The organism is Aeromonas hydrophila subsp. hydrophila ATCC 7966 (assembly GCF_000014805.1).
Taxonomy (GTDB): domain Bacteria; phylum Pseudomonadota; class Gammaproteobacteria; order Enterobacterales; family Aeromonadaceae; genus Aeromonas; species Aeromonas hydrophila.
In genome coordinates, this window is record NC_008570.1 from 4,528,347 (window position 1) to 4,541,591 (window position 13,245).

At 57.7% G+C, this 13,245-nt stretch carries 12 protein-coding genes; 5 read left to right on the forward strand and 7 right to left on the reverse strand.

The window, feature by feature from the left end; genetic code table 11:
• Nucleotides 1-2 precede the first annotated feature (2 nt).
• Both pyrI and AHA_RS20660 read left to right on the forward strand, forming a co-directional pair.
• Nucleotides 3-467: an aspartate carbamoyltransferase regulatory subunit gene (gene pyrI, locus AHA_RS20655; protein WP_011707750.1), complete on the forward strand. Its 465-nt coding sequence runs from the start codon at nt 3-5 to the stop codon at nt 465-467.
• Nucleotides 468-684: 217 nt separating this feature from the next.
• Nucleotides 685-1,176: an arginine repressor gene (locus AHA_RS20660; RefSeq protein ID WP_164927763.1), complete on the forward strand. Its 492-nt coding sequence runs from the start codon at nt 685-687 to the stop codon at nt 1,174-1,176.
• 178 nt (nt 1,177-1,354) lie between these two features.
• On the opposite strand, the gene AHA_RS20665 is transcribed toward AHA_RS20660, so the two are convergent.
• The 4 genes from AHA_RS20665 to arcA all read right to left on the reverse strand — a co-directional run bounded on the left by AHA_RS20665 (nt 1,355) and on the right by arcA (nt 6,227).
• Complete coding sequence (locus AHA_RS20665) at nt 1,355-2,758, reverse strand: YfcC family protein (protein ID WP_011707752.1); 1,404 nt, start codon at nt 2,756-2,758, stop codon at nt 1,355-1,357.
• Between the two features lie 123 nt (nt 2,759-2,881).
• Nucleotides 2,882-3,886, reverse strand: coding sequence for an ornithine carbamoyltransferase (argF, locus tag AHA_RS20670; RefSeq protein ID WP_011707753.1), 1,005 nt, complete (start codon nt 3,884-3,886; stop codon nt 2,882-2,884).
• A gap of 130 nt (nt 3,887-4,016) precedes the next feature.
• On the reverse strand, nt 4,017-4,943 hold the full coding sequence (arcC, locus tag AHA_RS20675; RefSeq protein ID WP_011707754.1) for a carbamate kinase: 927 nt from the start codon (nt 4,941-4,943) through the stop codon (nt 4,017-4,019).
• Nucleotides 4,944-5,006: 63 nt separating this feature from the next.
• Nucleotides 5,007-6,227: an arginine deiminase gene (gene arcA / locus AHA_RS20680; protein ID WP_011707755.1), complete on the reverse strand. Its 1,221-nt coding sequence runs from the start codon at nt 6,225-6,227 to the stop codon at nt 5,007-5,009.
• 745 nt (nt 6,228-6,972) lie between these two features.
• Between arcA and AHA_RS21740 the strand changes: the two genes are divergently transcribed.
• From AHA_RS21740 to AHA_RS20690, 3 genes are all read left to right on the forward strand, one after another.
• On the forward strand, nt 6,973-7,149 hold the full coding sequence (locus AHA_RS21740) for a hypothetical protein (RefSeq protein ID WP_017409769.1): 177 nt from the start codon (nt 6,973-6,975) through the stop codon (nt 7,147-7,149).
• Between the two features lie 100 nt (nt 7,150-7,249).
• Entirely contained in the window at nt 7,250-7,897 is a 648-nt protein-coding gene (locus AHA_RS20685) for an AAA family ATPase (protein ID WP_011707757.1), read from the forward strand.
• 1 nt (nt 7,898) lies between these two features.
• A complete protein-coding gene (locus AHA_RS20690; protein ID WP_011707758.1) occupies nt 7,899-8,267 on the forward strand; it encodes a CopG family transcriptional regulator in 369 nt (122 codons plus the stop codon).
• A 601-nt stretch (nt 8,268-8,868) separates the two neighbouring features.
• Here the strand turns inward: AHA_RS20690 and AHA_RS20695 are convergent.
• Genes AHA_RS20695 through mglA form a run of 3 tightly spaced genes read right to left on the reverse strand, consistent with a single transcriptional unit; the run spans nt 8,869 to nt 13,201 of the window.
• Nucleotides 8,869-10,602, reverse strand: a complete 1,734-nt coding sequence (locus tag AHA_RS20695) for a methyl-accepting chemotaxis protein (RefSeq protein ID WP_011707759.1) — start codon at nt 10,600-10,602, stop codon at nt 8,869-8,871.
• Between the two features lie 51 nt (nt 10,603-10,653).
• Nucleotides 10,654-11,664, reverse strand: coding sequence for a galactose/methyl galactoside ABC transporter permease MglC (gene mglC / locus AHA_RS20700; protein ID WP_011707760.1), 1,011 nt, complete (start codon nt 11,662-11,664; stop codon nt 10,654-10,656).
• A 16-nt stretch (nt 11,665-11,680) separates the two neighbouring features.
• A complete protein-coding gene (mglA, locus tag AHA_RS20705) occupies nt 11,681-13,201 on the reverse strand; it encodes a galactose/methyl galactoside ABC transporter ATP-binding protein MglA (protein WP_011707761.1) in 1,521 nt (506 codons plus the stop codon).
• Nucleotides 13,202-13,245 lie beyond the last annotated feature (44 nt).

Here is a 13,245-nt window from a genome sequence, read left to right on the forward strand (position 1 = left end):
TCATGTCCGAGAAGAACCAACTGCAAGTCGAAGCCATCCGTCACGGCTCCGTCATCGACCACGTCCCCGCCGGCCAGGGCATCAAGATCCTCAAGCTGTTCCAGCTGATCGAAACCCAGGAGCGCATCACCGTCGGTTTCAACCTGAAATCCGGCGCGCTGGGCAAGAAGGATCTCATCAAGATCGAGAACACCCGCCTGACCGAACAGCAGGCCAACCAGCTGGCGCTGTTCGCCCCCAAGGCGACCGTCAACATCATCGAAGACTTCGCCGTGGTGAAGAAACACCAGCTGGAGCTGCCGGAGTTCATCGCCGGGGTGTTCCACTGCCCCAACTCCAACTGCATCTCCCACAACGAGCCGGTGGACAGCTACTTCCGGGTGCGCGAAGTGAAAGGCGTGGTGCGGATGAAGTGCAAATACTGCGAGAAGTCCTTCACCCAGGACATCGTCAGCGAACGCTACTGATAGCCAGACTCAAAAGATATCCAGGTGGGCCCCAAGGGGCCCATTTTTGACCCCTGTCACATCACCAAATAACCAGTTGGTTATAATTTGCCATCCAAACAGAGCTATTCCCGCTCATTTCCTGCCAGTGCATTGATTGCCAGTATTTTTTGCTGATATTCAGCAAATGCGGCAGATATCGAGCGTTTACCGTCGGTCATCATCAAAGGAATTCGCCGTGGTCAAAACCCTCAGTCGTCCCGTGGAACAAGAGCCCGAGCTGGCCCAGCTGGATGCCTGTCGCCAGATCATCGGCCAGCACTGCTACAGCACCCAGGAGGAGATCCGGCGCGAGCTGTCGGAGCGCGGTTTCGCCGACATCAGCCAGTCCACCATCTCCCGCCTGCTGCGCCGACTCGGCGTGGCCAAGGCCCAGAACGCCAACGGCAAGAAGGTCTACACCCTGGTGGACGAGCAGCTGGAGCCCGCCGGCAGCACCCGCTCCATCCACGACATGGTGCGCGAAGTGGTGCACAACCAGCAGATGGTGCTGATCCACACCACCCCTGGCGCCGCCACCGTGGTGGCCCGCCTGCTGGATCGCAACGCCAATCCCGAGATCATGGGCGCCGTCGCCGGCAACGACGTGGTGCTGGTCGCCCCGCGCCACATCAGCCGCACTCGTCAGGCCCACGCTGCCGTGGTACGCACCCTGGCGCAAGCCCGCTAAGCCCTCTCCCATGAAGAGATCGAGGCGACCAGAAGGTCGCCTTTTTGTTGCCGCTGATCTTCGCCAAGGCGGTTCATCCGTACCCGTTCTCCCCTCCCCACGACTTGAGTCGTCATGAGTCAGCCATAAAAAAACGGGAGCCAGCGGCTCCCGTTTTCAGCTTTCTCTTCGTTGTAGATCAGAGCACAGCACCCAGGCTCAGGCAGACCACGATCAACACGGTCAGCAGGCCGAGCAGCGGGGCCACCCATTTCAGCCAGCGTACATAAGGCACCTTGGCAATCGCCAGACCCCCCATGACCACGGCGGAGGTCGGGGTCACCAGGTTCACTAGGCCGGAGGCGGACTGATAGGCGGTGACCACCAACTCGCGACCCACGTTGGCGAAGTCGGCCAGCGGCGCCATGATCGGCATGGTCAGCACGGCCAGACCGGAGGAGGACGGCACCAGGAAGGAGAGCACCACTTCCAGCACGAACATCACGTTGATGAACACCACGGTGGAGAGGCCGGTCACGATCCCTTCTGCGCTGTGCAGTATGGTGTGGGTGATCATGCCGTTGTCCATCACCACCACGATACCGCGGGCGATACCGATGATGAGGGCGACGCCGAGCAGGTCGCGGGCACCGTCGATGAAGTTGGAGGTCAGCTCCTCTTCACTCATGCGGGAGATGACACCGACGATGATGGCGGCAGCCAGGAACACGCCGGAGATCTGCGCCATCCACCAGCCCAGCACGGCCACCCCGTAGATCATCACGGCGAAGGCGGCGACGAAGATACCCAGCACGATTTTACGGGTCAGGGTGAACTCCAGCATCTGATCGCTCTTGTTGCCAAGGAAATGGGCACGGTTCTCTTCCCACTTGTCAGCCACCAGGGATTTGCTCGGGTCGTTGCGCACCATCTTGGCGTAACGCATCACATAGGCCACGCACAGCAGCCAGCCGGCAACCAGCATGGCGACGCGCAACCAGATGCCGTCGGTGAAGGAGATACCGGCCGCGTTGGCGGCAATCACGGTGGCGAACGGGTTGATGGTGGAACCCAGGGTACCGATACCGGCCCCCAGCAATACGGTTGCGGCAGCCACGACCGGGTCGAAGCGGGCGGCCATCATCACCGGCACCAGCAGGGTGTAGAACGGCAGCGACTCTTCGGCCATGCCGTAGATGGTACCGCCCGCGGCGAATAGCGCCATCAGGATCGGGATCATCCACTCTTCCCGGCCGCGCAGACGGTCGGTTACACGCTCGATACCGGCATCGATGGCACCTGTCTTGGTCACAATGCCAAGAAAACCACCGATGATCAGGATGAACAGGGAGACGTCGATGGCGCCTGCCTGATAGGTGTCATGGTTATAAAGACCGTCGATAGGTGCCAGCAGCACGTCGACGATCCCCTGGGGATTACCCTCCACCAGTTTGTAGGTACCAGCCACCGGCACTTCCTTGCCGAGGGCTTCGTTCATGGTCATTTCATATTTGCCGGCCGGCACTATCCAGCTCAGGGCGGCCACCAGGGCGATCAGCACGAACAGTATCGTGTAGGCTGACGGGAACTTGAATTTGGTCATGGTCCAGCTTCCTTCTGTGGGTGTGGTATCCATGCAGGCTGCGGGTCGTAGGGTTAGAGGTATTATGCCGCTGTCACATGGTCGAAAAGCCGGGGGTCACCCCCCGGCACCACTACTGCGACCTTAGTCGCCCAGCGTAGCAACCATCACTGCCTTGATGGTGTGCATCCGGTTTTCGGCCTCGTCGAACACGATGCTGTGCTCGGATTCGAACACGTCCTCGGTCACTTCCAGGCCTTTCATGCCATATTTGTCAGCCACTTCCTTGCCCATGGTGGTCTCATCGTTGTGGAACGCCGGCAGGCAGTGCATGAACTTCACATCCGGGTTCTTGGTGGCGTTGATGACATCCATGTTGACCTGATACGGGGTCATCAGTTTGACGCGTTGATCCCAGGCTTCTTTCGCTTCACCCATGGAAACCCAGACGTCTGTGTAGAGGAAGTCAGCACCCAGCACGCCCTCTTTGACGTCTTCGGTCAGGGTGATGCGTGCGCCGGTCTCTTCGGCGATCAGGCGGCACTTGGCAACCAGATCTTCTTCCGGCCAGAAGGCTTTCGGCGCAACCAGGCGGATGTCCATGCCCATCTTGGCGGCACCGACCATCAGGGAGTTGCCCATGTTGTTGCGGGCATCACCCAGGTAGGCGAACTTGATTTGATCCAGACGTTTGCCCTTGCCGTGCTCCAGCATGGTCATGAAGTCGGCCAGGATCTGGGTCGGGTGGAATTCGTTGGTCAGGCCGTTCCAGACCGGTACACCGGCGTAGGCACCCAGCTCTTCCACGATCTCCTGACCGTAGCCACGGTATTCGATGCCGTCATACATGCGACCCAGTACCCGGGCAGTGTCCTTCATGGACTCCTTGTGACCGATCTGGGAACCGCTTGGGCCGAGGTAGGAGACTTGCGCGCCCTGGTCGAAGGCTGCCACTTCAAACGCACAGCGGGTACGGGTGGAGGTCTTCTCGAAAATCAGGGCAATGTTTTTGCCGGTCAGGTGTTTACGCTCATAGCCACCGTATTTGGCTTTCTTCAGGTCGATGGCCAGATCGATCATGTATTGGATTTCGCGCGGGGTGAAGTCCAGCAGTTTCAGGAAGTTACGGTTACGCAGATTAAAAGCCATGATGAGTTCTCTCTATATTTGTTCAGACCAATTTAGGCAGTAGTGTTGACTACGCATTCTTCAGTACAGATTTGTTCAAGCCACGTAGGGCAGTAGCACTGGCTACGCATTCTTCAGTACAGATTTGTAACTACGCATTCACGGTACGGGTGGCGACGATATTGGTACCGGCTTCGCCCTTGAGGATGGCCAGGCCATCTTCCAGCGAACCGATGCCGACCATGCCGCCGGTCGCTTTGACAAATTCACAGGAGGCTTCGACTTTCGGCCCCATGGAGCCGGCATCGAACTTGACCCCGGCCAGCTCGTCCGGGCTGGTGATCCGCAGCGGACGCTGGGTCGGTTTGCCCCAGTCGAGATAGACGGCATCAGCATCGGTCAGGATCAGCAGGGCGTCGGCCTTGATCTGCTTGGCCAGGTAGGCGGCAGACATGTCCTTGTCGATGACGGCTTCGATGCCGGTCAGGCTCTGGCCATCCCAGGTCACCGGGATGCCACCACCACCGGTACAGATGATGAGGTGACCCTGGGCGATCAGGGTTTCGATGGCGTCGCCTTCGACAATGCGCTGGGGCAGCGGGGACGGCACCACACGACGGAAGAACTTGCCGTCAGCCTTGACCACCCAGTGCTTCTCTTCTGCCAGGGTGCGGGCTTCCGCTTCTTCGTAGACGGGGCCGATAAATTTGGTCGGATTGGCAAACGCCGGATCCTTGGGATCAACCTGCACCTGGGTCAGCAGCGCGGTGACGTTGCGGCTCGGCATCAGGTTTTTCAGCTCCTGGATCAGCATGTAGCCGATCATGCCCTGAGACTCGGCACCCAGCACATCCAGCGGATAGGGGGATACCTTGGTGTAGGCACTGTTTTGCAGGGCCAGCAGACCGACTTGCGGGCCGTTGCCATGCACCAGCACCACGTTGTACTCCTGAGCGATCAGGGCGATGGTCTTGGCGGCGGTGGCGATGTTTTTGCGCTGGATGTCAGCTTCGAGCGGCTCGCCACGACGGAGCAGAGCATTGCCACCCAGGGCGACGACGACAGTTGGTTTTTTCATGAGTGTTACTCTCGAGTCTTGGTATCTGTGGCGCCGGCCTCTTGCCGGCGCCACGCCGTCTTGTTAGATGCCGTCGCGTTCCATCGGGCAGCTCATGCAGCGGGCGCCGCCGCGACCACGTCCCAGCTCTTCACCCGGGATGGGCAGCACTGTGATGCCTGCCTTGTCGTACTTCTCGTTGGTGTAGGTATTGCGCTCGTAACCCACCACCACGCCGGGGCGCACGGTCAGCACGTTGTTGGCATCGTTCCACTGCTCGCGCTCGGCCTCGAAGGTGTCACCACCTGTGGTGATGAGCTTGAGCTGATCGACACCCAGCGCCTTCTCGATGGCGGTAACAAAGTAACCCTCTTCCTTGATGTTCATACCGGTGGCACCGCCCGGAGTCAGGCTCCAGCAGTTCACATCCTTGCGGATGACTTCCGGATAAACGGAGAAGGTGTCTATGTCCATGTGGGTCATGACGGTATCGAGGTGCATGCAGCTGCGGTGTTTCGGCAGTTGCATGGCGATGACCTGCTTGGCCTGGCCGTGTTTGAACAGGCCGCGAGCCAGGTGTTCGACCCCTTGCGGTGTGGTGCGCTCGGACATGCCGATGAGCACGGAGCCGCGGCCGATGACCAGTACGTCGCCCCCCTCGATGGTGGAGTTGTCGTAGTCGCGATCTTCATCACCGAAGTATTTGATGAAGTCTTGGCCGGCGAACTGCGGGTGCCAGCGGTAGATGGCCTTCACATGGTTGGTCTCGCGACGACGGGCGGCCTTGGCCATGGGGTTGATGGAAACGCCACCATAAACCCAGCAGGAGGTGTCACGGGTAAAGAGGTGGTTGGGCAGCGGTTCGATGATGAAGTCGGTCGGGGCGTGCATGCCGACGACCATGTTGACGCCGCTGTAGGGCATCTCGGAGTAGGTCAGGCCACCGGAGAGAATGCGGGCCAGTTCACGGTGCGGCATGTCTGCCAGGAAGCAGCGCACGTCGTTGGCAAAGGAGGTGCCGAGGCGATAGTCGGAGACCTGATGTTGCAGCAGCCAGGTTTTGGCTTCCGGCACGTCCAGGGTTTCGGCCAGCAGATTGGTCAGCAGGAAAACTTCGACATTCTGATCGCGCAGTACCTGAGCGAATTTGTCGTGCTCCTGACCGGCACGTTCAACTGACAGGACATCATCAAACAGCAGATCCTGGCAGTTGGAAGGAGTCAGACGCTTCAGACTGAGGTTGGGGCGGTGCAACATGACACGGCGCAATTGGCCAACTTCAGAACCTACATAAAATTTGCTCATGATTATATTCCGTCTAGCAGTGGTCCCTGCGAGTGATTGAATAGATTCCTTCTATTCATGCTCGTGGCTAAGGCGGGATATTCTTTATGTAGGGTAATCGGCTTGTGTTCTATCCTGCCCTTGCCTTTCGAGACCGAGGTTAGACCTGCGAATCACACCAAACTTAGACATTGATCACATTCACTTATAACTGAATAAAATCACGGTTTATTCTTTGATAGGGATAACAGAACTGACAATCTCCCATTCATCACCTTCGTTTAAATACGCACTTTTCATCGTGAATTTTTCATATTTCTTCTTGTTTCATTCATCCGCAATATCTACTAAGGGATATATGTAAAAACAAAAAACCTTCAATTTCATACAGATAAAAACAAAATCAACATTCATTGAATTTAATATGCAAAAAATTGAATTTTATGAGATTTCAAAGCGGTGATACGGGGAAATAAATAGTCATTGCCTGCCTGCTCACTGAATAATCTGTTTGTTGTCCCAGATCATGGCATCTCGTCCAACCCGCTCGCGCAGGCCCGCTGCGGCGCACCTGCCGGCTCATCATTTATATGGATATGCACCCAGTCCGCATCTTGGCCGCTCATTTTTCAGGACGCCTGCCATCGGCTCTTTTCAAACTTTTTTCATTAGTTGAATTTATTTCAGCACCTTGCGTCACCAACCACCTCGGCTTAACTCAGAAAGTGATCAGGATCACACCCGTTTTATCACCAAGGAGCTAACCATGAAGATCAAATCACTGCTGTTGTTTGCAAGCCTGCTGCTGCCCATGACCCCTGCACTGGTCAGTGCAGAAGGCGCGCCGGCCATGCCGTTGGTGGTATGCCAGGTCGATAAGGCTCCCCAGATGCTGGTGCCGGCCTATGTCTGTCAGTGGTATGGCGGCAGCCAGCACTACTGAGAGTGAGAGCCCAAGAGGAGGCCACCTCCTCTTGGCTTGTCATGGCCCAACCCCCTCCTATACTCAATGCAGCTGTTTTTCATAGGGATAGGAGACGGTCATGATCCTGCTGGTCGGTGGCGAAAAAGGGGGGAGCGGCAAGAGTTGCCTGGCCCAGAATCTGGCGGTTTACCTCAGGACCCAGTTTCATGGCGAGGTGTTGCTGGTCGATTGCGATCCACAGCGCACCACATCGGACTGGATCCAGGAGCGCAATGACAATCCGGACCTGCCCCAGATAAATTGTGTTCAGCTCTACGGCAACATCCGCAACGACCTGCTCAGCCTGAAGAACCGCTATGACTATCTCATTGTCGATTGCGGCGGCCAGGACAACCGGGCATTGCGTTCCACCATGGCAGTTGCCACCCACGCCCTGATCCCGCTGCGCCCCAAACGCCGCGACCTCAAGACCTTGCCGCACATGGAAGACCTCATCACCACCTGCAAGATGGTCAACCCCAGCCTGCGGGCAGCCGTGGTGCTGACCCAGTGCCCTGCCCTCCCCAACCAGGTGAAGCGGATCCTGGAGGCCAAGGAGGTGTGCTCTTCCTTCGGTGTCGACGTACTCAACTCCATTACCTATGGCCGCAATGTCTACGATGACAGCGAGGAGAAGGGGTTGTCGGTGATGGAAATAGAACCGGATGGCAAATCGGCCGAAGAGATCCGGGCCATCGCCAAGGAGTTTCTGGAGCTGGGGGTGTGAGATGGGCCTTGCCGACCTGAAGAAGAAACACAATCTGCATCATCAGAAGAAGTTCACCATTGACGAGTTCATCGAAGATGCTGACTTCTACGCCAAGGGCAAACCCAAGGTTGTCAGCCTGGAACTGAATCTGCATCGGGAGGAAGCCCTCACTGCACTCGCCTTCATCGAAAACGGTGAACACCTGAAACCCAGCTACAAAAAAGCGACCTTTTCCCTGAGTACCACGGCCATCGACGAGCTTGGCAGCCTGACCCAGCAGGATGGCATGAACAAATCCCTGTTGCTGCGTCTGTTTACCCATTACTTCTCCTCCTTGAGTCCGGAAGAACGCCAAACCATCTATGAACGGCTACAGGAACACAACTGACACGACAGTCGTGTCACTGATTATCACCCCCAGTTCCCCGCGCTCTGCTCCCCTTATCCTTGTCTGAACCTCGGTTAAACGACGCGTGAGACATTCGCCATTCACATCGTGAGCAAAGCGCCTAAAAAGCTCTCGCGATAGTCGGAAGATAGGATCAAAAAACCTGAACACAAATAAACCAAATCACTGATTTAAAATGAAATATATCGAAACAAGTTTCCTTCGTAACGAGATGCGTAAAAACGTTTTTCAATCTGCCGTTGTCGTGCCCCGTGAAATCCTTATAGTTACTCCTGCACGGACGCAATGAAGTCGGTCAGGAAGACTGGCTGCCAGGGTTGGGCAAATGGACTCACCACAGGATGTGGTAAAGGACACCTCCCAGGACGGAGAAAGTGCGGCGGGAACGGATGACTCGTCAGGCCATGATGGCTAAAGGACACCCCAAAGGATTGGGAAGGGGAAACCTAAAGGAAGAGGTATAGTCAGGGATTGCAGGGAGCAACTTCGTTCAAGGACATGAGCGATAAGACTATCGGGGGCGACGCAAGTCGCCCCCATCTTTTTTGGCCATTTTTCTTCAGCGGCCAGACTCCAACATCTACTCGAGCCGGAAGTGGCCCACGATCTCCCGCAGCCTGTCGTAGGTCTGCTGCATCGCGGCGGAGCTGGCTACCGTCTCCTCCCCGTTCTGAGTCAGCTGGCGGATCACCTCGGCAATCGCACTCATGTTGCGATTGATCTCTTCGGCTACCGCGCTCTGTTGTTCCGCCGCCGTGGCGATGTGGCTGATAAGATCGTTGATCTCCACCACTTCTCCCGCCATCAGATCCAGCGATTCATTGACCCGGGTGGTGTTCTCGGCGGCCCCCTGGCAACTCTGCTTGGTGTTGCTCATGGCATCCACCACCGTCTGGGTACCCCGCTGCAGACTGGCCAGCATGGTCTGGATCTCCGCCGTGCTCTGCTGGGTGCGAGCGGCAAGGGAGCGCACCTCGTCGGCCACCACCGCAAAACCGCGCCCCTGTTCGCCAGCGCGGGCCGCCTCGATGGCGGCGTTGAGGGCCAGCAGGTTGGTCTGCTCGGCTATGCTGCCGATCACGCCCAGTACGGAGCCAATCTGCTGCACATCCTGCTGCATGGCTTCGATGGAGCGGGCAGTGGCCTCCACCTCGTCCACCAGCGCCATCACGCTGGCCATGGCCTGATCCACCACCTGACGGGACTGGCTCGCCAGCTGCTGGCTCTGGCCGGTCAGCTGGGCCGTGCTGGCCGCACTCTCAGAGACGGAGACTGCGGTGCGACTCATCTCGTTGATGGCGGTCACCACCTGTTCGGTTTCCCGCACATGATCTGCCAGCAGGGACTGGGCGGCCCCGGTCTGGCTGGCCAGCCCCTCGATACCGCTGTTGAGCTGGCCGCTGGCCTGCCGTACCTCGTTCATCATCTCCTGCAGCCGCTCGATAAAGCGGTTGATGCCGGCCGAAATCTGGCCCAGATCATCGGTACTGGTTACCGCCAGCCGACGGGTCAGGTCGCCGCTGCCACGGGAGAGCTCCAGCACCAGATCCCGCAGCGAAAGGATGGGACGGTAGGCGAGATTGAGCGCCAGTACGGCGAGCACCATCACCACCACGGCAACCCCGAGCAACGCCATGATGATCTGGCCGTTGAGTGCCTGGGTCATGATACGGATGTAGTCGAGATCGATATAGCCGGTCAGCGTCCAGCTGCTGCCGCGAATATCCAGCGCATTGGGACGAGCCTCGCTCTCTCCCTGCGGCTTGCTGCTGTAGAGCACATTGCCCTGCCCATCGGCCAGCGAGAAGTAACGCCCCTCGCCGCTCACCTTCTCCAGCAGGTTCTTGAACTCGCTCATGTCGAGGTAATAAAGGTAGGCAGAGTCGGCCCCTCGCGGCACCAGAATGGAGATGACGGGCTTGCCATCCACCTGCTGCAGCGGGCTGACGGTGATCTGGTTGTTGGCGGCGGGGATCAGCTGGCGCAGCGCATCGACCTTGGCCGTATCGTTGATGACCCCGCTCACGTCGAACGCCATGTCGCCAATAACCTTGACGATATTATGAAAGCCGGTCTCTTCCAGCGTCTTCTTGACGTTGGTGACCCCGAAGTTGAGGTTGGCCGCCAACAGGATTTTTTGATTGATGTCGCTGGCCAGCTTCTCTTTGACCAGGGTGATTTGCTCGTTGATGTTCTGGGTGGCCTGAGTGCGGATATAGGCGCTGATGAAGTGATTGACGCTGAACCAGGCAGTGCCGATGGTGACCAGAATGGCCAGCAGCAGCAAGACGTAAATCTTGACCTTGAATGGCATGGGATCCCTCCAGAAGAGAGGGCTGGCACTGCCAACCCTCTCTGCCAATCGTTATTTCTTCTTGGCGTACTTCATGGAGTCCAACGCCACCGCCAGAATGATGATGCCGCCCTTGATGATGAACTGCCAGTAAGGGCTGACCCCGATATAGGTCAAACCATAGTTGATCAATGTAAAGATGAGTACCCCGGTGATCACCCCGGCGACCGTGCCCACCCCGCCGGCAAACGACACCCCACCCACCACGCAGGCGGCGATGGCATCGAGTTCATACATGAAGCCGAGGTTGTTGGTGGCACTGCCGATCCGGCCCGCTTCCAGCATGCCGCCGAAGGCGTAGAACACCCCAGCCAGCGCATAGATCATCACCAGGTTGACCGCCACGTTGACGCCGGAGACCTTGGCGGCTTCCGGGTTGCCGCCGATGGCAAAGATGTTCTTGCCAAAGCGGGTCTTGTTCCACAGCACCCAGACGAACACGCTGGCAATGGCGGCATAGAAGGTCAGATAGGATAGCTTGAAGCCACCCAGCTTGATGAACCCCTGCGCGAAGCTCGAGAAACGAGGGTCAAAACCGGCCACCGGCGAAGCCCCTACAGAGTCAAAGTAGAGGGAGTTGATGCCGTAGACGATGATCATGGTCCCCAGGGTGGTAATGAACGGGGTGACGTTCAGATAAGCCACGATAAGGCCGTTGACCAGACCAATCAGGGCCCCCACCACGCACACCAGCAGGATCACCGCCGGAATGGGCACTTCGCCCAGGCTGGGAAACACCTTGTTGACGTTGGTCAGCGCCTGCAGCATGGTCGCCGCAATGAGCGCCGCCAGGCCGACCTGACGACCGGCCGACAGATCCGTCCCCTGGGTGATGATGATGCCTGCCACCCCCAGCGCTATGATGACCCGTACCGAAGACTGGGTCAGGATGTTGCTGAAGTTGGTGAGACTCAGGAAGGAGGGTTCCTTGATCACGATGATCATGAGCAGCACCAGCAGCACCACGTAGATGCCGTTCTCCTTGAGCGCCCGCATCAGATTGAAATTTTTAGCCGACTCCATAAATGTCTTCCTGTCTCTAGAGGTACAGAGATGCCAGGCGCAGTATCTCGCTCTGGTCAGTTTCTTTGGTATTGACGATCCCGGCGACCCGGCCATTGCTCATGACCATGATGCGATCCGTGATGCCGAGCAGTTCGGGCATTTCCGACGAAATGATGATGATGCCCTTGTCCTTCTTCGCCAGCTCCAGGATGAGCTGATAAATCTCGAACTTGGCCCCCACGTCGATGCCGCGAGTCGGTTCGTCCAGCATCAGGATCTCCGGCTGGGTCAGCAGCCAGCGGCCGATGATCACCTTCTGCTGGTTGCCCCCCGAGAGGGAGCCGATCTGGGTCTGTTGAGTCGGTGTCTTGACCCGCATGGAGTCGATGACCCACTGGGTATCGCTCTTCATCTTGTTGTCGCTGAGCAGCCCCATGGAGCCCTTGTAGTTGTCCATGTTGGCGATCAGGGAGTTGAAAGCGATGTCGAGACGCGAATAGATGCCGGTGGAGCGCCGCTCTTCGGTCACCAGTGCAAAGCCGTTGCGGATCGCCTCGTGGGCATTGTGGTTCGCCACCGGCTGACCATGCAGCTTGATGATCCCTTCACTGCGATCGCGGATGCCGAACAGGGTCTCGACGATGTCGGTGCGCTTGGCCCCCACCAGTCCGGCGATGCCGAGGATCTCCCCCTTGTGCAGGTTGAAGGTGATGTCCTGAATGGAGGGCTGGTTCTTCGCCGTCAGGTGCTCGACTTCGAGGATCACCTCTTTCGGCTGGTTGGTCTTCTCCGGGAAGCGCTGGGTCAACTCACGACCGACCATCATGCCGATGATCTGATCCATGGTCATGCCCTTGAGCGGCTGGGTCGCCACCCACTGGCCATCCCGCAATATGGTAATCTCGTCACACAGCTGGAAGATCTCTTCCATCTTGTGGGAGATGTAGACGATGCCGCAGCCCTTCTCCTTGAGCTTGTTGATGATCTTGAAGAGATGGCTCACCTCTTTCTCGGTCAGCGAGGAGGTGGGCTCGTCCATGATGACGATCTTGGCGTCATAGGAGAACGCCTTGGCGATCTCGATCATCTGCATCTGGGAGACGGAGAGGGTACCGACCTTGACCCGCGGGTCGATGTCGATGTCCAGCTCGTCGAAGATATGCTTGGTGTCCTGATACATCTTGCCGTGATCGACGAACAGCCCCTTGGTGGGATAGCGGCCGAGCCACATGTTGTCCATCACCGAGCGTTGCAGCACCAGGTTCAACTCCTGATGCACCATGGAGACGCCATTCTCCAGCGCCTCTTTGGAAGAGGTGAAGTTGATCTCCTGCCCCTTGAAGAAGATCTTGCCCTGATCCTTCTCGTAAATGCCGAACAGGCACTTGAGCAACGTGGATTTTCCTGCCCCGTTCTCGCCCATCAACGCATGCACAGAATGAGGACGGACCCGTAAATTGACATTATCGAGTGCCTTGACGCCGGGAAAGCTTTTACTGACGTCAATCATCTCCAACAGCCATTCTGATTGTTGCTGTGTTGTCATATCAGCCATCACATCTGGTTGAAACTGAGGGCAAGGGGAAACCCCTTGCCCGG